Raw genomic sequence first — 22,300 nt, 5'->3', positions numbered from 1 at the left:
CGCGCTCGTCGGCGGACGGCGCATCGCGGGGGCACCCGGGCGGGTTGCCTGGACCGTTTCAGCGGTTCTCCAGCAGGAGCTGGACCTCCTGCTCCTGGTCGCCCGCCGCGGTGCCGACCACCCGGACGGCGAAGGCCGGTGTCAGGCTCTCGCGGAGCCTGGCCACCGCCCAGTAGCCGCCCTGGAGGCTGACGGTCACGGGCTCGGTCAGCCGTCGCGGCTCGGCCGTGCCCCGCAGGTCGGTCACGTCGAAGGTCGCGGTCCACACGGTCGGCCCGGCTCCGGCCACGGGCTTGGGCACGTCGTCGGGCGCACGGTCGCACACGAAGGTGGTGCGCAGCGCGCTGAAGACGCTGTGGGCGTCCTCCGTCGCACATTCGGTGAGCTCGACGACCACCTCGGCCTCCGGGTGGTACGCCGGTTCGGGCGGCGTCGCCTGTTCCTTCCCCCTGACCGGTCCGGGCTGTCCCGGCTGGTTCGCGTGCTGCGCGCTGTTCACTGTGGGGCCTTCCTCTAGGAGCCGACAGGTCCAGGCTCACCCGGCCGACGGGCGCGTGCGACCGGAGGCCCGGATCGGTCCGCGTGGCACGTACGAGTGGTTTGACGGCTGCCCGGCGGGCCGCACACCACACTATTGTTACTCTGTGTAGTCACAGCAAGCGCTGCGTAATCACACGGTAGCGCTTCGCCCCACCCCCACGCCGTCAGGAGAGACCCACGTGACCACCTTCATCACCGACCGCCGCAGCGCCGAGTACAGCGTCGACCGCGCGCTGTGCCTGGCCCGCGCGGCCCAGCTCGCCTACCAGGACGAGAGCACCATCGAATCCACCGCACGCGACTGGGGGTTCGACCGGGTCCGCCACCATGTGACGGCCTTTCAGCCGCCGTTCCCCCTGACGGACACCCAGGCGTACACCATGGCCGACGACGACATGATCGTCACTGCCTTCCGGGGCACCGAACCGGTCCAGCTGCGCGACTGGCTGTCCGACGCGACCACCCCGCCGCGGCCGGGCCCCGGCGGCACGGGGTTCTCGCACTACGGCTTCGCCGAGGCGCTGGACGCGGCGTGGTCCCACATCCTGGGCGCCGTCCAGGAGTTCCGTGACCACGCGCAGACGGTGTGGTTCACGGGGCACAGTCTCGGCGGGGCGCTGGCGATGCTCGCGGGGGCACGGCTGCACTTCGAGGAGCCGCGCCTGACGGCCGACGGCGTCTACACCTTCGGCCAGCCGCGGACCTGCGACCGGTTGCTGGCCGGAGCGTTCGACAAGGTCTTCACCCGGCGCATGTACCGCTTCGTGAACAACAACGACATCGTCCCCCAGCTGCCACCCGAGCCGGTGTTCCACCACGTCAAGGCGCTGCGCTACATCGACTCCGACGGCACGCTGCGCGACACCGTGCCGGCGCTCGGCGGCCTCCTCGACCGCGCCCGTGGCCTCACAGCCGACGCGTTCGCACCGGCGTCCGACGGCGTGCGCGATCACCTGATGGACCGCTACATCGAGGCGCTGGAGAAGAACCGGAACTGAACCGCGCGGGCGCCCGGCCGGTGCGCCCCCGCCACCGGCCGGGCGCGAACACTTCCCGTGTGCCCCGTCGGCCACCGGTGCCCCGGCCGGACCAGACCCGGGCCGTGGCCTGCTGCGATTCGGTAACGGGGGCGCATTCGAGGTAATTCCCCCACAGAAATGTTGCATATGCTCAGGCCGCCGGGCCGCTTCCGGGCAGCGCCGACGGCCCGCGCCCGCCCGCATCAGCCACCCGAACGACGGAGTACACCTTGGCCGTGGAGAACAGGAGGCAGCGCATCAGTTCCCGTGTGCTGTGCGCTCTCCCCTACGCGGTCATGGCCGTGGTCACCACGGTGGACGTGACCGCGGGTTCCGGTGTCGGCTTCCTGCCGCTGGTGTCGCTCGGGCCCGCGTTCGCCGGGCTGGTCGGCGGCTGGCGGCGGACCGCCGTGGTGGGCCTGACCGCGCTCGTGCTCTGTCTCGGCCTGGGAATGTACGACGGTCTCTTCGACAACAGGCGCGGGCTGACCGCACTGCTCTCGGTCGCGGGGGTCACGGCCGCCGGGCTGGTCGCCGCGGTGATGCGCCAGCGCCGCGAGGCGGAGCTGGCCAGCGTCCGGTCGATCGCCGAGGTCGCCCAGCGGGTGCTGCTGCGGCCGGTGCCGCGCGGGGCGGGGCCGCTGCGGATCGCGGTGTCGTACACATCGGCGGTGGCGGAGGCCCGGATCGGCGGCGACCTGTACGAGGTGGTGAACGCGCCGGGCGGGGTGCGGGTCATCGTCGGGGACGTGCAGGGCAAGGGACTTGAGGCGGTGGAGAGCGCGGCGGTGGTGCTGGGCGCGTTCCGCGAGGCGGCGTACGACGAGGCGGATCTGATGGCCGTCGGCGAGCGGGTGGAGCGGGCGTTGAACCGGCACCTGAGCGGCGAGCGGTTCGTGACCGCGGTGCTCGCCGAGATCGGCGAAGGGCCGCGCGCGACGCTGCTGAACTTCGGGCATCCGGCGCCGCTGGTGGTCCGCCCCACCGGCTCGGTCGGCTACGCCGAGCCGCCCGAGCGTGCCCTGCCGCTCGGCCTGTCCCTGCACGGCGCCGACGCGCCGCAGCCGTACGAGGTGCCGTTCGCCGCCGGCGACCAGCTGCTCTTCTACACCGACGGGGTCACCGAGGCGCGGGACGGCGCCGGCCGCTTCTATCCGCTCGACGAACGCGCCGATCTGCTCAAGGACCCCGATCCGGAGGCCGCGTTGCAGGCGGTGCGCGAGGACGTCGTCGAGCATGCCGAGGGACCGCTGCACGACGACGCGGCGATGCTGCTGGTCCGCTTCCGGGAGCCGCACGGCGAGGAGCGCTGAGGCTCGCTTCCCGGGCGGCCGGTGTGCCGCCGTGGGGTACCCGCCCGCGGGGACGGGCAGCGGGACGGGCCGTCGGTCAGCGCCGGTGCCCGCGCCGGCGGCGGAGCCTTGCGTGCACGTCATCCGGCGGCAGGAAGCGGGCCCAGCGCTCGGGGTACTCCGCGGGCGGCGGCCCTTCGTCGTCATCGGCGCCGTCGTCCTCATCGTCGTCACCGTCGTCGTCGGCGGTCCCGCCATCGGTGTCCGCGGCGCCGTCCGCATCGGCCGGTGCTGCGGCCTGCGCCGCCAGCCGCTCCTTCTCCGCCCGTGCCGCCGCCGTCGCCACCGACGGCCACACCCGGTCCAGCGCGGCGTTCATCGCGGCGCCGACGAGCACCGCGAACGCGGACACCCCGATCCACAGGAGGACCGCGACCGGCGCGGCCAGCGACCCGTAGATGGTGGGCCCCTCCACCGTCGCGGTCAGGTAGATCCGCAGCAGCAGACTGCCGAGCACCCACATCGCGAGGGCGACCACCGCGCCCGGAATGTCCTCGGGCCAGGGCGAACGCACCGGCACCGACGCGTGGTAGAGCGTGGTGAGGAAGGCGACCGACAGGATCAGCACCACCGGCCAGTACAGCGCCCTGATGACGTCCGCACCGGCCGGCAGCCAGCTCACCAGGGTGTCGGGCCCCACCACCATCAGCGGCAGCGCGACGGCGCCGACGACCAGCGCGGCCAGGTAGAGCGCGAACGCCAGCAGCCTGGTCCTGACGATGCCGCGCCTGCCGTCGAGGCCGTACATGATCGTGATGGTGTCGACGAAGACGTTCAGCGCGCGGGAGCCCGACCACAGGGCGATGGCGAAGCCGAGCGAGATGACGTCGGGGCGGCGGCCGGTGAACACGTCGTCGAGGAGCGGGCGGGCGATCTCGTCCACACCCTGCCCGGAGAGCACCGTGCCGGACGCGGTGAGGATGTTGTCCCGGATGCTGACGATGGTGTCGTGGCCTATCCAGGGCTCCATGTAGCCGAGCAGCCCGATGAGTCCGAGCAGCAGCGGCGGCAGCGACAGCAGGCAGAAGAACGCGGCCTCGGCGGCCAGACCGGTGACCCGGTACTCCATGCAGGAGTGCACGATGTCCTTGACGAGCAGCCAGCCGAGCCGGCGTTTGGAGACGTTGCGATAGAGGACCCTGGCCCTGGTCAGACGGCCCGCGGGCCGCTCGGTCGGTTCGTTCTCCGGCTGCACCTCCTTACCGTATCCGGCATGGCAGCAACGACTCACACGGTCACCAACCAGCCCCCGCCGCTGACCGGGTACGACGTATTCGGCGCGGACCAGGCCCTCACCGAAGGCGTCGAGCGGTACGTCTCCCCCGCCCGTATCGACGAGGTGCGTCAGGAGCTGACCACCCTGGGAACGGCCGCGGGGTCCGCCCAGGCCCAGCGCTGGGGCGAGCAGGCCAACGCCTCGCCGCCCACCCTGCGCACCCACGACCGCTACGGCCACCGCATCGACGAGGTCGACTTCCACCCGGCCTGGCACCGACTGCTCGGCCACGCCGTCACCGCCGGGCTCACCGACGCCTGGTCACGCCCCGACGGGCACGTCCGGCGCACCGCGGGCTTCCTCGTCTGGAGCCAGACCGACGCCGGCCACGGCTGCCCGCTGTCGATGACCCACGCCGCGGTGCCCGCCCTGCGCACCGACCCCGCCCTCGCGGCGGTCTGGGAGCCGCTGCTGACCTCCCGGGTGTACGACCCTGAGCTGCGGCCCGTCGCGGAGAAGCCGGGCGCGCTCGCCGGGATGGCGATGACGGAGAAGCAGGGCGGCAGCGACGTACGGTCGTGCACCACCCGCGCCGAACCGCTGGCCGCGCCGGGCGCGTACGTCCTGACCGGCCACAAGTGGTTCTGTTCGGCGCCGATGTCGGACGCGTTCCTGGTGCTGGCGCGGGCGCCTGGCGGGCTCACCTGCTTCCTGCTCCCGCGGGTGCTGCCGGACGGCAGCCGCAACGCCTTCCGCATCCAGCGGCTCAAGGACAAGCTCGGCAACCGCTCCAATGCCTCGGCGGAGGTCGAGTTCGACGGGACGACCTGGGCGCAGCGGGTCGGCGACGAGGGCCGCGGCCTCGCGACGATCCTGGAGATGGTGGCGGCGACCCGGCTGGACTGCGTCACCGGAGCGGCTTCCCTGATGCGTCAGGCGGTGGCGCAGGCGGTGCACCACGCGACCCACCGGGCGGCGTTCGGCGGCCCGTTGGCCGATGCGCCGCTGATGCGCAACGTCCTGGCCGATCTGGCGCTGGAGTCGGAGGCGGCGACGACGCTGGCGCTGCGGCTGGCCGCCGCGTACGACGGCGGCGGCGCTGCGGACCGCGACTTCCTGCGGCTCGCGGTGCCGGCCGCCAAGTACTGGGTGACCAAGCGGTGCACGCCGGTGGCGGTCGAGGCGCTGGAGTGCCTGGGCGGCAACGGCTACGTCGAGGATTCGGGCATGCCCAGGCTGCTGCGCGAGGCGCCGCTGCACTCGATCTGGGAGGGCTCGGGCAACATCCAGGCGCTGGACGTGCTGCGGGCGCTGCGCGCCGGGCCCGCGGCCCTGGACGCCTTCCTGACGGAGATCGGCACGACCCGCGGCGCCGATCACCGGCTCGACCGCGCGGTCCACGGCCTGCTCACCGAACTGGCCGATCTGGAGGCCATCGAGGCGCGGGCGCGGCGGCTGACGGAGCGGATGGCGTTGGTGTTGCAGGGCTCGCTGCTGGTGCGGTACGCGCCGCCCGAGGTCGCCGACGCGTTCTGCGCCACCCGGCTCGGCGGCGACGCGGGCGCGGCGTTCGGGACGCTGCCGCACACGCTCGGGACGGCCGCGATCGTGGACCGGGCCCGTCCGGTCGCCGCGGACTGACGGCGGGCCGGGGCGGATCACCGGCGCGGCGGCTCCCGTCCCTTCCGGCCGTCCGACGGCACGGACGGGACGGGGCCGCCGCCGCGCCGTTCAGGAGCGGTGCCGCGCCGACCCGGCACCGCTCCCGGTCTCAGGGGCCGGTGCCCGAGCTCCGGCCGGGCGACCTGGAGTTCGGACACGGGCTGTCAGGGCAGCCGCGGCGGCCCCTCGTCGGGACGTGCGCGCAGCGCCGCCTCGACCGCCACGACGACGTCGTCGTCCGGGGCGTCCGGCCGGAAGCCGGCCAGCACCCCGCGCGCCTCGTAGTAGCGGATGACCCGGTAGGCGTCGTCCGTACCGCCGCCGTCCCGCACCCGCAGGTACACGACGAGATCCGCGCGGGCGAACACCGGGAGCAGCGGGCCTGCGCCTGCCACCCGGTCGAGCAACTGCGGTGCGCCGTCGAATACGTAGCCTTCGTCGGGCAGCCGCCGGTGATCGGCCAGGACGTCGGCCGCGGTGAGCCTCGGTACTCCGTAGTGCGCCGCGATCCGGACGGCCCGCGCGGCGCGCTGCCCGTCGTCCGCTGCGATCACCACGACACGCGGAGCCGTGGCCACCATGGTGAACTCTCCTCCCGCACCGTGCGGATGGGGCATCCGGCGGTTGTGATCACCGGGACGTCAGGGGGCGCGCCGTACCGCTCAGGACCGCCGGTGTTCCCGGCGGCGACCGGCCCGGGTTCCCCGGGGGGGGCGGGGCGTCGACGGCCGCCCGGAACACGTTCCCCGTGCACGTCATGGGCCACAACGGTTGCACTTCGTTGCAGTCGGGCGGTGCAATGGTGCATCCGTCCGGGCCGGGTGACGGCACCATGGCCGGACCCGGGGAGACGGCACAACGGAGAGCAGCTTGAACGACAGCCCGATCGGCAGCGCCATAAGGTCGGCCCAGGACATCCGCGCCACCGCACACCGCCTCGCCTCGGCCCGCGAGGCCGCGCTTTCGGGCGGCGCGGCACCCGAGGCGCCCCGGGCCGTCATCGGCGACTCCTGGCGCCGGGTGCTCGGCTCCGGCGTCGACCCGGATCACGACCGCCGCGAACGCCCGCTCTCGGTAGGCGAGTTGGAGCAGCGCAGACAGGAATCCCGGCTGGCGGCGGTGCTTCCGGTGCTCAACGACGCGCTGCTGCCCGCCGCCGACGCGGCGCAGCAGATCATGGTGGTCACCGACGCCGAAGGACTGGTCCTGTGGCGGGAGGGCTGCGCGCCGATCCGCCGGATGGCCGACCGGCACGGCTTCGACAAGGGCGCCGCCTGGACGGAGGACGTCGTCGGCACCAACGCGATCGGCACCGCGCTGGTGGCCAGGCGCCCGATCCTGGTGCACAGCGCCGAACACTTCGTCCGCTCCCACCACCAGTGGACCTGCGCCGCCGCCCCGCTGCACGACCCGCGCGACGGGCGACTCCTTGGCACCGTCGACGTCAGCGGCCCCGCCCACACCTTCCACCCCACGACTCTGTCGCTGGTCTCCGCCGTGGCCGGGCTCGCCGAGGGCGAGCTGCGCTCCCGGCACCACGCGGCGGTCGAACGGCTGCGGTCGAGCGCGGCTCCCGTCCTCGCCCGGATCGGCGGCCTGGCCCTCGCCGTCGACCCGCACGGCTGGACCGCGGGGGCCGTCGGAATGCCGCCGCCCGACCGGGTGGCGCTGCCCAAGTCCCCGCAGGCCGGGCCGCTGTGGCTGCCCCGGTACGGCAACTGCACGCTGGAGCCGCTGCCGGGCGGCTGGCTGATCCGCGTCGGCAAGGAGCAGGCCCCGGAGCCGAGCCGGGTGCTGCTCGACGTCAGTGGCCGCGACGGCGCCGCGATCACGGTCAGCGGGCCGGCCGGCGCCTGGACGCACGCGCTGAGCCCGCGCCACGCCGAGCTGCTGTTCCTGCTGGCCGCGCACCCCGAAGGGCGCAGCGCCGCCGAACTGGCCCAGGACCTGTTCGGCGACGGCGGCCGTACGGTCACCGTCCGCGCCGAGCTGTCCCGGCTGCGCCGCCACCTCCCCGGGGTGCTGGCGCACCGCCCGTACCGCTTCGCGGACGGCGTCGAACTGGAGCTGCGGACACCGCCGCTGTCCGTGCATCTGCTGCCCCATTCCTCGGCACCGGCGGTGGCGGCGGCCCGGCGGGGGTGAGGGGGAAGGGCAGGCGGCGTGCCGTATCAGTACGTGGACAATCGTCCCGGGATGTGGTGGCCGGTGAAGGGGCGGTCCGTCCCGGACCCCGGGCTCCCGTCAACTCCCGCCCGTTGCCCGCCACTTGCCCGTACCCGCCGGGGCGCTGACGCCGCTCAGCGCCGACCGGGACGGTCGCCTCGCGGCCCGTGCGACGGCGCGCCACCCGATCGGCCCGCAGGTCTCGCCGCGGCCGGCCGGCATGCCTAGCGTGCCGACTGCGGGCCGTGCGCGCCCCGCGGGAGGAGAGCGATGAGCCCGCCAGGACATCCCCTGGGCCGCCCGGAGGCACCGCGCCCCGACCCGCCGCCCGTGCGCCGCCCCCGGTGGGGCGTGATCGCGCTGATCGGGCTCACCGGCATCGCCATGCTGCGCGGCGGACTGGCGGACGGCCCTCCGCAGCCGGGCTCCGCCGCCACGTCCCTGTCCCCCGCGGACCGTCCGCCCGGTGGCGCGGGGCCGCTGCCGCGCTCCGCCCCGTCGCGGGTGGTCATCCCCGATCTGAGAGTGTCCGCGCCGGTCGTGCCGCTCGGGCTCGACGCGGACGGCTGGATCGAGGCGCCGCCGCCCGGCAGCCCCGGTCTCACCGGCTGGTACCGGGACGCGCCGACGCCGGGCGAGCGGGGCACCGCCGTCGTCGTCGGTCACGTCGACGACTTCAGCGGCCCCGCGGTCTTCTACCGCCTCGGCTCCCTGAAGAAGGGGAGCACCGTCCGGGTGGCCCGCAAGGACGGCAGGACCGCGGTCTTCGAGGTCTACGGCGTGCAGGTCTTCGACAAGAAGGACTTCCCCGCCGCGACGGTGTACGGGAGCCGGGGCCGGCCGGAGCTACGGGTGCTGACCTGCGGCGGCGGCTACTCCGCCGGCGCCGGGTACACGGGCAACGTCGTCGTCTTCGCGCGGCTGGCCAAGACCGTCCAGGACGTACCGGGCGACGAGGGCGAGCGGGACCGGGCTGCCCTTCCGGCGCTCCGGGGCGCGTGATTGGCTGCCGCCATGAGCACCGTCACCGTCACCACCTGGTACCTCGAACAGACCGCGCCCACCGATCTGATACCCGCCGCGTGTCCACCGGCCGGACAGGGTGTCCGCATGGTGCGCGCCGCACGGCCGTCGCCCGAATTCAGCCGGTTCCTCTATTCGGCCGTGGGCGGCGACATCCTGTGGACCGACCGGCTGGGGTGGTCGTACGCGCAGTGGACGGAGTACCTGGCGCGGCCCGGTGTGGAGACGTGGGTGGCGTACGAGGACGGGACGCCGGCCGGTTTCATCGAGTTGGAGGGGCGACCCGACGGCGTCACGGAGATCGCCTATTTCGGGTTGATCCCGGCCTTCCGGGGGCGCGGGATCGGCGGCCACCTCCTCTCGTACGGGACGGCGCGCGCGTGGGACCTGGCGGACCGGCGTTCGGGCTGGGAGCCGGTGCGGCGGGTGTGGCTGCACACGTGCAGCAAGGACGGCCGGTACGCGATGAGCAACTACGAGCGGCGCGGTTTCCGGCTGTACGACACCGAGGTGAGCGAGGAGCCGGCGGCGGCCACCCCCGGTCCGTGGCCGGGAGCCGGCGACACCGCGCCCGGCCAGGGACCGAAGGCCGTACCGGCCCCGCAGACCACGGGGGCGACAACACAGACGTAAACGTGACCGGCACCACATCGTCTCGCAATACGGGACCATGATGTCCACATAATGGATAATGGTGGACTGCCCCAAGAACGGCGTGACACGCTTCCGTCATGTCTCGAGCTGGAATTGCCTTGGTGAGCCGGCGGCACGTCGACCTCGGCCGCCTGTCCAGCGCCATCTGTTCGGCGCGCTGACGCTGCACTGACCTGGGGCCGAAGCCCCGGCAGCACCGCCGGCACCACCGCATCCCACGCCGTCCCCATCGCCGCGGACGCGCCGACACCCCTGACCTCGCACCTCACCCACGACGCGTCGCCACGCGCCGCCCTTCGGTGTGCCTGCACAGGTCGTCAGCGGGTGCATCCCGTCAAGCCCGCACACCCTGAGCCGCCCAGAAGGACGTACTCCCATGGCCGCCACCCCGGATCGACCCGCAGCTGCCACGACCCGCCGCAAGGCCGGACGCCACCGCGGCGAGGGCCAGTGGGCCGTTGGTCACTTCACGCCGCTCAACGGCAACGAGCAGTTCAAGAAGGACGACGACGGTCTCAATGTGCGGACACGCATTGAGACGATCTACGCGCAGCGGGGATTCGACTCGATCGACCCCAACGACCTGCGTGGCCGGATGCGTTGGTGGGGTCTGTACACCCAGCGCAAGCCCGGGATCGACGGCGGCAAGACCGCCGTCCTGGAGCCGGAGGAGCTGGACGACGAGTTCTTCATGCTGCGGGTGCGCATCGACGGCGGCCGGCTGACCACCGATCAGCTGCGGGTGATCGGCGAGATCTCCCAGGAGTTCGCGCGCGGCACCGCCGACATCACCGACCGGCAGAACGTCCAGTTCCACTGGATCCGCATCGAGGACATGCCGGTGATCTGGCAGCGCCTGGAAGCGGTGGGCCTGTCCACCACCGAGGCATGCGGCGACACCCCGCGCGCCATCCTCGGCTCGCCGGTCGCCGGCATCGCCGAAGACGAGATCATCGACGGCACCCCGGTCATCGAGGAGATCCACCGCCGGATCGTCGGCAACCCCGCCTTCTCCAACCTCCCGCGCAAGTTCAAGACCGCGGTCTCCGGCTCGCCGCTGCTGGACGTCGCGCACGAGATCAACGACATCTCGCTGGTCGGCGTGGTGCACCCGGAGCTGGGCCCCGGCTTCGACATCTGGGTCGGCGGCGGGCTCTCCACCAACCCGAAGCTCGGGGTGCGGCTGGGCGCCTGGGTCAGCGCCGAGGACGCCGCCGACGTCCACGAAGGCGTCATCTCGATCTTCCGCGACTACGGTTACCGGCGGCTGCGCACCCGCGCCCGGCTGAAGTTCCTGGTCGCCGACTGGGGCCCGGAGAAGTTCCGGCAGGTGCTGGAGGACGAGTACCTCAAGCGCAAGCTGGCCGACGGTCCCGCCCCGGCGCAGCCCGAGCAGCAGTGGCGCGACCACGTCGGCGTGCACCGGCAGAACGACGGCCGCTACTACGTCGGCTTCGCCCCCCGCGTCGGCCGGGTGGACGGCGCGACCCTCACCAAGATCGCCGAACTGGCCGCAGGCCACGGCTCGGGCCGGGTGCGCACCACCACCGAGCAGAAGATGATCGTGCTGGATGTCGAGGAGGCGCAGGTCGACTCGCTGGTCTCCGGTCTCGAAGCGCTGGACCTGCGGGTCACCCCGTCCCCGTTCCGGCGCGGCACGATGGCCTGCACCGGCATCGAGTTCTGCAAGCTGGCGATCGTCGAGACCAAGGGCCGCGGCTCCTCGCTCATCGACGAACTGGAGCGCCGGCTGCCGGAGTTCGACGAGCCGCTCACCATCAACCTCAACGGCTGCCCCAACGCCTGCGCCCGTATCCAGGTCGCGGACATCGGTCTCAAGGGGCAGCTGGTGCTGGACAAGGACGGCAACCAGGTCGAGGGCTACCAGGTCCACCTGGGCGGCGCCCTGGGCCTGGAGGCCGGGTTCGGCCGCAAGGTGCGCGGCCTGAAGGTCACCGCCGACGAGCTCCCCGACTACGTCGAGCGCCTGCTGACCGCCTTCCAGGAGCAGCGCGGCGACGGCGAGCGGTTCGCCCAGTGGGTGGCCCGCGCCGAAGAGGGTGCGCTCAAGTGACCGAGCGCGCCGCCCCGTTCCACTGCCCGTACTGCGGCGACGAGGACCTGCGCCCCTCCGAGGTGGCGTCGGAGCGCGGTACGGGCGCCGCGTGGGAGTGCCGCTCCTGCAACCGCGCCTTCCGGCTGAAGTTTCTCGGCCTGCTGTCCCAGGGCCTGTCCGCCGCGCCATCCCCGTCCGACGGAGGTACCTCGTGAGCGTCACGACCGATCTCCCGCAGCTCGCCGAGCGCGCGGGCCGCGAACTGGAAGAGGCTGCTCCGCTCGACATCCTGCGCTGGGCGGCCGAGACCTTCGGCCCGCGCTTCTGCGTCACCTCCTCCATGGAGGACGCGGTCGTCGCGCACCTCGCCTCGCGGGCCGCTCCCGGCGTGGACGTGGTGTTCCTCGACACCGGCTACCACTTCCCCGAGACCATCGGGACGCGGGACGCGGTCGCCGCGGTGATGGACGTCCGCGTCCGCACCCTCACCCCGCGGCAGACGGTGGCCGAACAGGACGCCGAGTACGGGCCGAAGCTGCACGACCGCGACCCGGACCTGTGCTGCGCGCTGCGCAAGGTCAAGCCGCTCGAAGAGGGCCTGACCGGCTACGACGCCTGGGCGACCGGACTGCGCCGCGACGAGTCACCGACCCGGGCGGGCACCCCGGTCGTCGGCTGGGACGCCAAGCGGCAGAAGGTGAAGATCTCGCCGATCGCCCGCTGGACGCAGGCCGACGTGGACGCCTACGTCGCCGAGCACGGCGTGCTCACCAATCCCCTGCTGCTGGACGGCTACGCCTCCGTCGGCTGCGCCCCCTGCACCCGCCGGGTCCTGGCGGGCGAGGACGCGCGGGCCGGACGCTGGGCCGGCAGCAACAAGACCGAGTGCGGGCTGCACTGATGACCGACCGACCAACTGCGGGGAACGCAGCGGATGTTCAGGAGATACCGATGACCGGCGCCACCGTGTGGCTGACGGGACTGCCGAGCGCCGGCAAGACCACCATCGCCTACGCCCTGGCCGAGCTGCTGCGCGGCGAGGGCCGGCGGGTCGAGGTCCTGGACGGCGACGAGATCCGTACGTTCCTGTCGGCCGGCCTCGGTTTCAGCCGGGCCGACCGGCACACCAACGTCCAGCGCATCGGCTTCGTCTCCGAACTGCTGGCCCGGCACGGCGTCACCGCCCTGGTGCCGGTGATCGCGCCGTACGCGGACTCGCGTGAGGCGGTCCGCAAGCGCCACCAGGCCGAGGGCAGCGCGTACCTGGAGGTACACGTGGCCACGCCGGTCGAGGTGTGCTCCGAGCGGGACGTCAAGGGCCTCTACGCGAAGCAGGCGGCGGGCGAGATCTCCGGCCTGACCGGCGTCGACGACCCGTACGAGCAGCCCGAATCGCCGGACCTGCGCATCGAGTCGCACACCCAGACCGTGCAGGAGTCCGCCGCCGCGCTGTACGGGCTGCTCCGCGAGAGGGGACTGCTGTGAGCCAGTCACCTGCGACCGCCGTGCGGAGCGCGGCGCTGACCGCGGCCGTGCGCCGCACCGGCACAGAAGCAAACGAAAGGGGCGCAGCGTGACCACCGCGACCGTTCTGAACGAGACCGGCGGCGGCTCCGGGGAGGGCAGCCCGTACGCGCTGTCGCACCTGGATGCCCTGGAGTCCGAGGCGGTGCACATCTTCCGCGAGGTGGCGGGTGAGTTCGAACGGCCGGTGATCCTCTTCTCCGGCGGCAAGGACTCCATCCTGATGCTGCACCTGGCGCTGAAGGCGTTCGCGCCCGCGCCGGTGCCCTTCGCCCTGCTGCACGTCGACACCGGCCACAACTTCCCCGAAGTACTCGACTACCGCGACCGCGTCGTCGCCGAGCACGGACTGCGGCTGCACGTCGCCGCCGTACAGGACTTCATCGACCGCGGCGAACTGCGCGAACGCCCCGACGGCCTGCGCAATCCGCTCCAGACCGTCCCGCTGCTCGACGGCATCGAGCAGGGCCGCTTCGACGCGGTCTTCGGCGGTGGCCGCCGCGACGAGGAGAAAGCCCGCGCCAAGGAACGCGTCTTCTCCCTGCGCGACGAATTCGGCGGCTGGGATCCCCGCCGCCAGCGCCCCGAACTCTGGCAGCTCTACAACGGCCGCCACTCCCCCGGCGAACACGTCCGCGTCTTCCCCCTCTCCAACTGGACCGAACTCGACGTCTGGCAGTACATCGCCCGCGAGAAGATCGAACTGCCCGCCATCTACTACGCCCACGAGCGCGAGGTCTTCTCCCGCAACGGCATGTGGCTCACCCCCGGCGACTGGGGCGGCCTCAAGGACGGTGAATCCCTGGAGCGGCGCAAGGTCCGCTACCGCACCGTCGGCGACATGTCCTGCACCGGCGCCGTCGACTCCGACGCCGACACCATCGACGCCGTCATCACCGAGATCGCCGCCTCCCGCCTCACCGAACGCGGCGCCACCCGAGCCGACGACAAGATGTCCGAAGCCGCCATGGAAGACCGCAAGCGCGAGGGGTACTTCTAACCATGAGCAACACCACCACCCTGGACACCGCCGCCACCTCCCTGCTGCGCTTCGCCACCGCCGGCTCCGTCGACGACGGCAAATCGACGCTGGTCGGCCGCCTGCTGCACGACTCGAAGTCGGTCCTGACCGACCAGTTGGAAGCCGTGGAGCGCGCCTCACTCGGCCGCGGCCAGGAAACGCCCGACCTGGCACTGCTCACCGACGGCCTGCGCGCCGAACGCGAGCAGGGCATCACCATCGACGTCGCCTACCGCTACTTCGCCACCCCCCGCCGCCGCTTCATCCTCGCCGACACCCCCGGCCACGTGCAGTACACCCGCAACATGGTCACCGGCGCCTCCACCGCCGAACTCGCCGTCGTCCTCGTCGACGCCCGCAACGGCGTCGTCGAACAGACCCGCCGCCACGCCGCCGTCGCCGCCCTCCTGCGCGTCCCGCACGTCGTCCTCGCCGTCAACAAAATGGACCTCGTCGACTACGCCGAACCCGCCTTCGCCGCCATCGCCGAGGAGTTCACCTCCTACGCGGCGTCCCTGGGCGTGCCGGAGATCACCGCGATCCCGATCTCGGCGCTGGCCGGCGACAACGTCGTCACCCCCTCCGCCCACATGGACTGGTACGGCGGCCCGACCGTGCTGGAGCACCTGGAAACCGTGCCGGTGCACACCGACCCCTCGCACGACCCCGGCCGCTTCCCCGTCCAGTACGTCATCCGCCCGCAGACCGCCACCCACCCCGACTACCGCGGCTACGCGGGCCAGATCGCCTCCGGCATCCTGCGCGTCGGCGACCGGGTCACCGTCCTCCCTTCCGGCCGCACCAGCACCATCGAGGCCCTCGACGTGCTCGGCCGGGCCGTGGACGCGGCCTGGGCACCGCAGTCCGTGACCGTCCAGCTCACCGACGACCTCGACATCTCACGCGGCGACCTGATCACCCCCAGCGCCTCCGCACCGGTCACCTCGCAGGACATCGAAGCGACGATCTGCCACGTCGCCGACCGCCCCCTGAAGGTGGGCCAGCGGGTGCTGCTCAAGCACACCACCCGCACCGTGAAGGCGCTCGTCAAGGACATCCCGTCGCGGCTGACCCTCGACGACCTGTCCCAGCACCCGGCCCCCGGCGAACTCGCCGCCAACGACATCGGCCGGATCGTCGTGCGCACCGCCGAGCCGCTGGCCCTGGACGCCTACGCCGACTCCCGCCGCACCGGCTCCTTCCTGCTCATCGACCCCTCCGACGGCACGACGCTGACCGCCGGGATGGCGGGCACCGCCTTCGCCGACGCGGCGGCGGAGACCGCGCCCGCCGCGGCGACCGACGACGAGAGCTGGGACTTCTGACGATGACCCACCAGGACGTGTTCTCGACCTTCGCGAAGGAGGGGGGCCGCATCGGCAGCGGCGCCCTCGGCAGCGGGCAGGGCGGAGTCGGCCGATGTGTGCGCTGACGATGCATCACCTCATGTGCCCGAACCCGCCCTTCCGAAGATCTCCGCCGGGCGTGCCCTGAAGGGGCGCGTACTGACCCGGCCCTACGAGAGGAACACCTCCCGTGCCTGCCGTCCGACACCGCCTTCTGGCGACCGCCGCCACCGTCCCGCTGCTGCTCGGGGCGCTGAGCGCCTGCGGCTACGGCTCCGAGGCCAAGAAGGACTCCGCGGCCGATGTGACCGCCAAGGGTCCGAAGACCGACGGTCTCGACGATGTGAAGATCGGCTTCTTCGGCAACACCACCCACGCCACTCCGCTGGTCGGCCTGCAAAAGGGGATATTCCAGAAGGAGTTGGGCGGCACGAAGGTGCAGTCGTCCGTCTTCAACGCGGGCCCCGCCGAGATCGAGGCGCTCAACTCCGGCGCCATCGACATCGGCTGGATCGGCCCCTCCCCCGCGATCAACGGGTACACCAAGTCGCACGGCAAGAGCCTGAAGATCATCGGCGGTTCGGCGTCCGGCGGCGTCTCGCTGGTCGTCGACCCCAAGAAGATCAAGAGCCTGGCCGATCTCAAGGGCAAGACGATCGCGACCCCGCAGCTGGGCAACACCCAGGACGTGGCGCTGCTCAACTACCTGGCCGAGAAGGGCTATCGGGTCGACCCCACCACCGGCAAGGGCGACGTCACCGTCCAGCGCACCGAGAACAAGGTGACGCCGACCGCGTTCCAGCAGGGCAGCATCGACGCCGCGTGGGTGCCCGAGCCGACCGCCGCCAAGCTCGTCAGCGTCGGGGGCAAGACGCTGCTGGACGAGAAGAAGCTGTGGAAGGACGGCAAGTTCGTCATCACGAACATGATCGTCTCGCAGAAGTTCCTCAAGGAGCACCCCAAGGCGGTGGAGGCCGTGCTGCGGGCCTCCGTCAAGACCAACACCTGGATCCACGCGCACCCGGACGAGGCGCGGCAGGCGCTGAACGACAAGCTCTCCGACCCGCAGATCTCGGGCAAGGCACTGCCCGCCGACATCATCGACCCGGCGTTCAAGAACACCGACGTCACCGATGACCCGCTGGCCGCCACGCTCCAGCAGGAGGCGGATCACGCCGTCAAGGCCGGCCTGCTGGAGAAGCCCGACCTCAAGGGCATCTACGACCTGCGGCTGCTGAACAAGGTCCTCAAGGCCGAGGGCAAGCCGGCCGTCGACGACGCCGGCCTCGGCAGCAAGTAGCCCCCGCTCCAGCACCGCAGACCCCCAGGAGGTGACACCGATGACGACCACCACCCTCACCAAGCAGCACCAGGCGGCGCCGGATGCGGGCCCCACGGCTTCGTACGCCGCTCGCATCGACCATGTCTCGAAGTCGTTCGGCCGTCCCGGCGCGCAACAGCACGTACTGGACGACATCAGCATCGATGTCGCGCCGGGCGCCTTCGTCTGCCTCCTGGGGGCGTCCGGCTGCGGCAAGTCGACCCTGCTCAATCTCGTGGCAGGGCTGGACGCGCCCTCGGCCGGTTCGATCGAGACGCCGGGCGGCCGGCCGGCGCTGATGTTCCAGGAACACGCCCTGTTCCCCTGGCTGACGGCAGGCCGCAACATCGAACTGGCGCTGCGGCTGCGCGGGGTGCCGCGCGCGGACCGCCGGGACGAGGCCGAGCGGCTGCTCGAACTCGTCCGGCTCAAGGGCGCGTACGGCAAGCGGATCCACGAACTCTCGGGCGGCATGCGCCAGCGGGTCGCGATGGCCCGCGCGCTCGCCCAGGACAGCCGGCTGCTGCTGATGGACGAGCCGTTCGCCGCGCTGGACGCCATCACCCGTGACGTGCTGCACGACGAACTGACCCGGATCTGGCGGGTGTCGAACGAGGGCGGCTCCACCACCGGCGGCCTGTCCGTCCTCTTCGTCACCCACAACGTCCGCGAGGCGGTACGGCTCGCCGAGCGGGTGGTGCTGCTGTCCTCGCGCCCCGGCCGGGTCGCCCGCGAATGGCAGGTCGACATCCCGCAGCCGCGCCGCATCGAGGACTCCGCCGTCGCGGACCTTTCCGTCGAGATCACCGAACAGCTGCGTGGGGAGATCCGCCGCCATGGCCAGCACTGAAACCAGGGCCCAGTCCGCCGACGGCACACCCACCGACGGCGCTCCCGGGGCCGCGGCGTCCGGGCCCGCCACGGACGCCGGGACCGCGGCTGCCCCGGCCCCGCCCGCCGACGGGCAGGGCAAGGACACCTCGGCAGACCTCGCCGGTCTTGAGGCCGGGCTCGACGCCCTCGAATCCACGGTCGTCGACCGGCAGCCGTGGCTGCGTTCCCTCGCATCGAAAGCCTTCCCTCCGCTCATCGCGATCGTCATCGTGCTGGGGCTGTGGCAGCTCGCCTACCACTTCGAACTCAAGCCGCACTACCTGCTGCCGAGCCCGGTCGACGTCGGTCGGTCCCTCCAGGAGAAGTGGCTCGAGGGCACCCTGCTGAGCTTCGTGTGGACCAGCGTCTCGCGCGGCGCGCTCGGCTTCCTGGCATCGGTCGTCATCGGCACCGCACTCGGCCTGGTCGTCGCCCGGGTCAGGGCGGTTCGCGCCGCCATCGGCCCGATCCTCAGCGGACTGCAGTCGCTGCCGTCGGTGGCCTGGGTGCCGGCCGCGATCATCTGGTTCGGGCTGAGCGACGCCACCATCTACGCGGTGGTGCTGCTCGGCGCCGTCCCGTCCATCGCCAACGGCCTGGTGGCCGGAGTCGACCAGATCTCTCCTCTCTACCTGCGGGCGGGCCGCACCCTCGGTGCGACGGGTCTCGCGGGGGTACGGCACGTTCTGCTGCCCGCCTCGCTGCCCGGCTACCTCGCCGGTCTGAAGCAGGGCTGGGCGTTCTCCTGGCGTTCCCTGATGGCCGCCGAACTCATCGTCAACGCGCCCGATCTCGGCACCGGACTCGGCCAACTCCTGGAGCAGGGACGCGAGTTCCAGGACATGTCCTGGGTGCTGGCGGCGATCCTGCTGATCCTCATCGTCGGTATCGGCATCGAATTGCTGATCTTCGCCCCGATCGAGCGGCGGGTGCTGCGCAGCCGCGGGCTCCTCGTGAAGGGCTGACCCATGGACGCATCGCCCACGCTCCTCGTCATCGCCCACGGCAGCCGCGACCCGCGGCACGCGGCGACCGTCTCCGCGCTCTGCGCGCGGGTACGGGCGCTGCGCCCCGGGCTGCGGGTCGAGGTCGGCTACCTCGACTTCAACGCGCCCACCGTGCCCCGGGTGCTGGAGCGGCTGTCGGCCGAGGGTGTGCGGGACGTCGTGGCGCTGCCTCTCCTCCTCACCCGCGCCTTCCACGCGAAGTCCGATATCCCTGCGGTGTTGCGGGAGGCCACCTCACGGCTGCCGCAGCTGACCGTGCACCAGGCCGACGTGCTCGGCCCTTCCGTCCTCCTGACCGCCGCGCTGGAGCGGCGGTTGGAGGAAGCCGGGCTGCGGCCCGGCGACCGCCGCTCGACCGGGGTCGTCCTGGCCGCGGCGGGCTCCAGTGACCCGGAGGCGATCGCAGTGATCGCTGAAACCGCGCGGGAGTGGCGGCGCACCTCTGGTTGGTGTGCCGTGCGACCTGCGTTCGCCTCCGCATCTCTGCCCCGCACGGCGGACGCCGTGCGGGCCCTGCGGGCCGAAGGCGCCGCCCGCGTCGCCGTCGCGCCGTACGTCATCGCCCCCGGCCGCCTCCCCGACCGCATCGCCCACGGTGCCCGGGAGGCAGGTGCCGACGTCCTGGCGCCGGTGCTCGGCCCGGCCCCCGAACTGGCCAGGCTCCTGCTCCGCCGTTACGACGAGGCGGCACCCGCCCCAGACGCCCTGCTGCGGCTGCCCGCGCTCATCGCCTGAACCGCACGGGGGCGTCCTCCCGGTCCGTACCGACGCGGCACAACCGCCGTTCCCGCTCGGCGGCCGTTCGCTCCCCGGCATCCGCGTCACCCGGCCGCCCCCGCCAGGGCCGCGGCCCCGCCCCGTGCGGCGGCCATCGGCGTATCGGCCCTGCCCTTTTCGTAGACGGTCAGGCCACGGGCCAGATGGAGCGGGACCAGCAGCAGTTCCACGAGCAGAGCCTTCCAGGCGTAGACGAGGTTGACGGCCTTCGTCGCGTAGACGCAGGGGATGTTCACCAGCACGCCGGACAGCGGGAGTTCGCGGCGGCGGGCGGCGTAGACGAGCGGTGGCGCGGTCAGAAGGAGGTCCGCTCCCACCCACCAGCCGAAGGTGACGGCGAGCGGCCGGTCCGTCGTCGCCGCGGCGACGAACGGCGCCGCCCACCACAGCGGGGCGGTGACGATCTCCAGCAGGGCGAGCAGCACCCAGACCGCCAGCAGCGGCTTGTGCCGGACGAGCCCGCCGAAATGCAGCCGTACGTTCTGGCAGAACCCGGCCATCCAGCGCCAGACCTGCTTGCGCAGATAGGTCAGATCCTCGGGGTCGGCGGCCAGCGCCACCGCGTCGGCGACGTAGACCGCCTTGCGTCCCGCGATCTGCTGGGACCACGTGAAATCCATGTCCTCGACGATGGTGCGTTCGGGGAAGCCGCCGAACGCGGCGAGGTCGTCGCGGCGGAAGACGGAGCAGCAACCCGAGCACACCATGGGGCTGTTGGCGCGTGCCTGGATGGGTCGGTGCCAGTGGAAGCCGAAGAGATACTCGGTGGACCGGCCGCGTTCCCAGATCGTGCGGGTGTGGCGGGTGCGGACGGTGCCGGCGGCGATGGCGACGGCCGGGTCGTCGAAGGCGGGTACGACGGTCTCGATGTAGTCCGGCGCGAGGACGGTGTCCGCGTCGACGGCCAGGACGAGGTCCGTGGTGCAGTGCGGCAGCGCGAAGTTCTGCGCCTTGGCCTTGCTGCCGAGATTCCGCGGCGGGCGCAGGACGGTGACACCGTGTGACGCGGCCACCTCTCCCGTGCGGTCCGTGGACGCGTCGTCCACCACGAGGACGCGGTCAGGCGGGACGGTTTGCCCGGCCAGCGATTCCAGCGTGGCCGGCAGTCCCTCCTCCTCGTTGTGAGCGGGAACGATGACGGTGATGGTGTGCATGCCGAACTCCCCCTGTGCTGCGGACCGAGCCGGCCACGAGCGTGGCCAGACCGATCAGGCCGTAGACGATGGTGCTGATGCCGATGAACGGCAGTCCTCCGTGCATGTCACCGACCGTAGCCGGATTGCGCGTTGGCCGTTTCCGGAGGAACCCTCCTGTGGATAACTCCGGTGCGGCAGCGGATCGTCGTGGCACAGCACGGCGCCGGCCGCCGCGCCCCGTGGGGGCGAGCGCGGCGGCCGGCGTGTGGCGCTGAGGGGGTGGAGCCGATTACTCGACGACCTTCAGCAGCTTGTTGGGCGTGCCCTCACTCGGGTTCGAGATCTTGTCGGGCGTGGCGCCGTCGGTCAGGGCCTTGGCGACCTCGTCCGGCTTGGCGTCCTTGTGGGCACCCAGGTAGACCGCGGCGGCACCCACGACGTGCGGGGTGGCCATGGACGTACCGGAGATGGTATTGGTCGCGTTGTCGTCGGTGTTCCAGTCCGACGTGATGTCGGAGCCGGGCGCGTAAAGGTCCACGATGCTGCCGAAGTTGGAGAAGTCCGACTGCTCGTCCTTGTTGGTGCTGGAGGCGACCGTGATGGCCTCCTTCACCCGCGCCGGCGAGCCCTGCGAGGCGTCGGACGACTCGTTGCCCGCCGCGACGGCGAAGGTCACGCCGGAGGCGATGGCCTTCTGCACGGCCGCGTCGAGCGCCTCGTCGGCGCCGCCGCCGAGCGACATGTTCGCCACCGAGGGGCCCTTGTGGTTCTTGGTCACCCAGTCAATACCGGCGACGACCTGCTCGGTGGTGCCGGAACCCTGGTCGTCCAGCACGCGGACGGCCACGATCTTGGCCTTCTTGGCGACGCCGTGGGCCTTGCCGGCGATGGTCCCGGCGACGTGCGTGCCGTGGCCGTTGCCGTCGGTGGCGTCGTCGTCGTTGTCCACCGCATCGAAGCCGGAGGAGGCGCGGCCCTCGAAGTCCTTGTGGGTGGTGCGCACGCCGGTGTCGATGACGTAGGCGGTGGCACCCTCACCCGCGCTGTCCGGGTAGGTGTACTTCTTGTCGCCCTCGGTGTCCGCCTGGTCGATGCGGTCCAGGCCCCACGACGGGGGGTTGTCCTGGGTGGCATCGATGTGGAACTTCTTGTTCTGCACGACCTTGTCGACGGCCGGGTCGGCGGCGAGGCGCTTGGCCTCGTCGGCGCTCAGGCCGGTCGCCGAGAAGCCGTCGAGGGCCGCGGTGTAGTTCCGCTTGACCTTGCCGCCGTACTTGGAGGCGAGGTCCTTGTGCTCAGCGGCGCCGACCGAGGCGCTGCTGACCGACTTCTTGAGCATGACGATGTAGCTGCCGTTCACGGCGCCCTTGGCCTCGGCGCCGTAGATCTTGCCTTCGGCGGCGGGCGAGGCACCGGCGGTGACCGCGGTGACGGCGGCGATACCAGTGGCGGCGACCGCGGCGGTTATTGCCGTGACGAGCCGCTTCTTGCTGGAACGCTTGTGAGCCATTGCGAGGGTTCTCCTCGTTCGTGGTGTGGGGGGAAAGCGTTGCGCAACAGCCCGGTTCGACAGGAACATCCGCACCGGGCTGGTTCGAAACCATGTC

22 protein-coding genes are annotated in these 22,300 nt (G+C 72.2%); 17 read left to right on the top strand and 5 right to left on the bottom strand.

Features of this window, described 5'->3' with window-relative positions:
* Positions 1–58: 58 nt before the first annotated feature.
* On the bottom strand, positions 59–397 hold the full coding sequence (locus tag ACGFNI_RS27680) for a hypothetical protein (RefSeq protein WP_393687395.1): 339 nt from the start codon (positions 395–397) through the stop codon (positions 59–61).
* A 322-nt stretch (positions 398–719) separates the two neighbouring features.
* On the opposite strand from ACGFNI_RS27680, the gene ACGFNI_RS27675 reads away from it, so the two are divergent.
* Together ACGFNI_RS27675 and ACGFNI_RS27670 are read left to right on the top strand one after the other, a co-directional pair.
* A complete protein-coding gene (locus tag ACGFNI_RS27675; RefSeq protein WP_393687378.1) occupies positions 720–1,538 on the top strand; it encodes a lipase family protein in 819 nt (272 codons plus the stop codon).
* A gap of 317 nt (positions 1,539–1,855) precedes the next feature.
* Positions 1,856–2,872 carry a PP2C family protein-serine/threonine phosphatase gene (locus ACGFNI_RS27670; RefSeq protein ID WP_393687394.1) on the top strand — a complete coding sequence of 339 codons (1,017 nt, stop codon included), beginning with the start codon at positions 1,856–1,858 and terminating at the stop codon, positions 2,870–2,872.
* Between the two features lie 76 nt (positions 2,873–2,948).
* On the opposite strand, the gene ACGFNI_RS27665 is transcribed toward ACGFNI_RS27670, so the two are convergent.
* Complete coding sequence (locus ACGFNI_RS27665) at positions 2,949–4,106, bottom strand: YihY/virulence factor BrkB family protein (protein ID WP_393687377.1); 1,158 nt, start codon at positions 4,104–4,106, stop codon at positions 2,949–2,951.
* 18 nt (positions 4,107–4,124) lie between these two features.
* On the opposite strand from ACGFNI_RS27665, the gene ACGFNI_RS27660 reads away from it, so the two are divergent.
* Positions 4,125–5,768, top strand: a complete 1,644-nt coding sequence (locus ACGFNI_RS27660; protein WP_393687376.1) for an acyl-CoA dehydrogenase family protein — start codon at positions 4,125–4,127, stop codon at positions 5,766–5,768.
* A 185-nt stretch (positions 5,769–5,953) separates the two neighbouring features.
* Here the strand turns inward: ACGFNI_RS27660 and ACGFNI_RS27655 are convergent, their stop codons facing one another.
* Positions 5,954–6,370: a hypothetical protein gene (locus ACGFNI_RS27655; RefSeq protein ID WP_393687375.1), complete on the bottom strand. Its 417-nt coding sequence runs from the start codon at positions 6,368–6,370 to the stop codon at positions 5,954–5,956.
* Between the two features lie 289 nt (positions 6,371–6,659).
* On the opposite strand from ACGFNI_RS27655, the gene ACGFNI_RS27650 reads away from it, so the two are divergent.
* From ACGFNI_RS27650 to ACGFNI_RS27585, 14 genes are all read left to right on the top strand, one after another.
* Positions 6,660–7,934 (top strand): GAF domain-containing protein, encoded by a 1,275-nt coding sequence (locus ACGFNI_RS27650; RefSeq protein WP_393687374.1) that lies wholly within the window; start codon positions 6,660–6,662, stop codon positions 7,932–7,934.
* A 291-nt stretch (positions 7,935–8,225) separates the two neighbouring features.
* A complete protein-coding gene (locus tag ACGFNI_RS27645) occupies positions 8,226–8,957 on the top strand; it encodes a class F sortase (RefSeq protein ID WP_393687373.1) in 732 nt (243 codons plus the stop codon).
* 12 nt (positions 8,958–8,969) lie between these two features.
* Positions 8,970–9,611, top strand: coding sequence for a GNAT family N-acetyltransferase (locus ACGFNI_RS27640; protein WP_393687372.1), 642 nt, complete (start codon positions 8,970–8,972; stop codon positions 9,609–9,611).
* Positions 9,612–9,709: 98 nt separating this feature from the next.
* Entirely contained in the window at positions 9,710–9,793 is an 84-nt protein-coding gene (locus ACGFNI_RS27635; protein WP_393687393.1) for a putative leader peptide, read from the top strand.
* 215 nt (positions 9,794–10,008) lie between these two features.
* On the top strand, positions 10,009–11,706 hold the full coding sequence (locus tag ACGFNI_RS27630) for a nitrite/sulfite reductase (protein WP_393687371.1): 1,698 nt from the start codon (positions 10,009–10,011) through the stop codon (positions 11,704–11,706).
* Complete coding sequence (locus ACGFNI_RS27625) at positions 11,703–11,903, top strand: hypothetical protein (RefSeq protein ID WP_393687370.1); 201 nt, start codon at positions 11,703–11,705, stop codon at positions 11,901–11,903. The genes ACGFNI_RS27630 and ACGFNI_RS27625 overlap by 4 nt, the downstream gene beginning before the upstream one ends.
* Positions 11,900–12,589, top strand: coding sequence for a phosphoadenylyl-sulfate reductase (locus tag ACGFNI_RS27620; protein ID WP_393687369.1), 690 nt, complete (start codon positions 11,900–11,902; stop codon positions 12,587–12,589). Before ACGFNI_RS27625 ends, ACGFNI_RS27620 begins: the two co-directional genes overlap by 4 nt.
* A 50-nt stretch (positions 12,590–12,639) precedes the next feature.
* On the top strand, positions 12,640–13,173 hold the full coding sequence (gene cysC / locus ACGFNI_RS27615) for an adenylyl-sulfate kinase (RefSeq protein WP_393687368.1): 534 nt from the start codon (positions 12,640–12,642) through the stop codon (positions 13,171–13,173).
* Between the two features lie 88 nt (positions 13,174–13,261).
* Positions 13,262–14,212: a sulfate adenylyltransferase subunit CysD gene (gene cysD / locus ACGFNI_RS27610; RefSeq protein ID WP_393687367.1), complete on the top strand. Its 951-nt coding sequence runs from the start codon at positions 13,262–13,264 to the stop codon at positions 14,210–14,212.
* A 2-nt stretch (positions 14,213–14,214) separates the two neighbouring features.
* Positions 14,215–15,558 (top strand): sulfate adenylyltransferase subunit 1, encoded by a 1,344-nt coding sequence (locus ACGFNI_RS27605; RefSeq protein ID WP_393687366.1) that lies wholly within the window; start codon positions 14,215–14,217, stop codon positions 15,556–15,558.
* Between the two features lie 211 nt (positions 15,559–15,769).
* Positions 15,770–16,879: an aliphatic sulfonate ABC transporter substrate-binding protein gene (locus tag ACGFNI_RS27600; RefSeq protein WP_393687365.1), complete on the top strand. Its 1,110-nt coding sequence runs from the start codon at positions 15,770–15,772 to the stop codon at positions 16,877–16,879.
* Positions 16,880–16,919: 40 nt separating this feature from the next.
* Entirely contained in the window at positions 16,920–17,750 is an 831-nt protein-coding gene (locus ACGFNI_RS27595; RefSeq protein ID WP_393687364.1) for an ABC transporter ATP-binding protein, read from the top strand.
* On the top strand, positions 17,737–18,738 hold the full coding sequence (locus tag ACGFNI_RS27590) for an ABC transporter permease (protein ID WP_393687363.1): 1,002 nt from the start codon (positions 17,737–17,739) through the stop codon (positions 18,736–18,738). The genes ACGFNI_RS27595 and ACGFNI_RS27590 overlap by 14 nt, the downstream gene beginning before the upstream one ends.
* Before the next feature lie 3 nt (positions 18,739–18,741).
* Positions 18,742–19,515 (top strand): sirohydrochlorin chelatase, encoded by a 774-nt coding sequence (locus tag ACGFNI_RS27585; protein WP_393687362.1) that lies wholly within the window; start codon positions 18,742–18,744, stop codon positions 19,513–19,515.
* 86 nt (positions 19,516–19,601) lie between these two features.
* Here the strand turns inward: ACGFNI_RS27585 and ACGFNI_RS27580 are convergent, their stop codons facing one another.
* Together ACGFNI_RS27580 and ACGFNI_RS27575 are read right to left on the bottom strand one after the other, a co-directional pair.
* A complete protein-coding gene (locus ACGFNI_RS27580; protein WP_393687361.1) occupies positions 19,602–20,711 on the bottom strand; it encodes a glycosyltransferase family 2 protein in 1,110 nt (369 codons plus the stop codon).
* A 271-nt stretch (positions 20,712–20,982) separates the two neighbouring features.
* The gene (locus ACGFNI_RS27575) at positions 20,983–22,203 is read right to left on the bottom strand and encodes a S8 family peptidase (protein WP_393687360.1); all 1,221 of its coding nucleotides are present in this window, start codon (positions 22,201–22,203) and stop codon (positions 20,983–20,985) included.
* Between the last annotated feature and the right edge of the window lie 97 nt (positions 22,204–22,300).

Origin of the sequence: Streptomyces sp. NPDC048644 (genome assembly GCF_043199105.1) — a bacterium.
Taxonomy (GTDB): domain Bacteria; phylum Actinomycetota; class Actinomycetes; order Streptomycetales; family Streptomycetaceae; genus Streptomyces.
Note: the sequence above shows the minus strand (reverse complement) of the source record. Positions and strands in the feature narration are given on the sequence as shown.

What these genes read in the sequence shown, in the direction of transcription:
- ACGFNI_RS27585 (WP_393687362.1), top strand. Translation starts at nt 18,742, where the DNA reads ATGGACGCATCGCCCACGCTCCTCGTCATCGCCCACGGCAGCCGCGAC.
- ACGFNI_RS27605 (WP_393687366.1), top strand. Translation starts at nt 14,215, where the DNA reads ATGAGCAACACCACCACCCTGGACACCGCCGCCACCTCCCTGCTGCGC.
- ACGFNI_RS27595 (WP_393687364.1), top strand. Translation starts at nt 16,920, where the DNA reads ATGACGACCACCACCCTCACCAAGCAGCACCAGGCGGCGCCGGATGCG.
- ACGFNI_RS27580 (WP_393687361.1), bottom strand. Translation starts at nt 20,711, where the DNA reads ATGCACACCATCACCGTCATCGTTCCCGCTCACAACGAGGAGGAGGGA.
- ACGFNI_RS27655 (WP_393687375.1), bottom strand. Translation starts at nt 6,370, where the DNA reads ATGGTGGCCACGGCTCCGCGTGTCGTGGTGATCGCAGCGGACGACGGG.
- ACGFNI_RS27575 (WP_393687360.1), bottom strand. Translation starts at nt 22,203, where the DNA reads ATGGCTCACAAGCGTTCCAGCAAGAAGCGGCTCGTCACGGCAATAACC.
- ACGFNI_RS27635 (WP_393687393.1), top strand. Translation starts at nt 9,710, where the DNA reads ATGTCTCGAGCTGGAATTGCCTTGGTGAGCCGGCGGCACGTCGACCTC.
- ACGFNI_RS27670 (WP_393687394.1), top strand. Translation starts at nt 1,856, where the DNA reads ATGGCCGTGGTCACCACGGTGGACGTGACCGCGGGTTCCGGTGTCGGC.
- ACGFNI_RS27645 (WP_393687373.1), top strand. Translation starts at nt 8,226, where the DNA reads ATGAGCCCGCCAGGACATCCCCTGGGCCGCCCGGAGGCACCGCGCCCC.
- ACGFNI_RS27630 (WP_393687371.1), top strand. Translation starts at nt 10,009, where the DNA reads ATGGCCGCCACCCCGGATCGACCCGCAGCTGCCACGACCCGCCGCAAG.
- ACGFNI_RS27640 (WP_393687372.1), top strand. Translation starts at nt 8,970, where the DNA reads ATGAGCACCGTCACCGTCACCACCTGGTACCTCGAACAGACCGCGCCC.
- ACGFNI_RS27590 (WP_393687363.1), top strand. Translation starts at nt 17,737, where the DNA reads ATGGCCAGCACTGAAACCAGGGCCCAGTCCGCCGACGGCACACCCACC.
- ACGFNI_RS27660 (WP_393687376.1), top strand. Translation starts at nt 4,125, where the DNA reads ATGGCAGCAACGACTCACACGGTCACCAACCAGCCCCCGCCGCTGACC.
- cysC (WP_393687368.1), top strand. Translation starts at nt 12,640, where the DNA reads ATGACCGGCGCCACCGTGTGGCTGACGGGACTGCCGAGCGCCGGCAAG.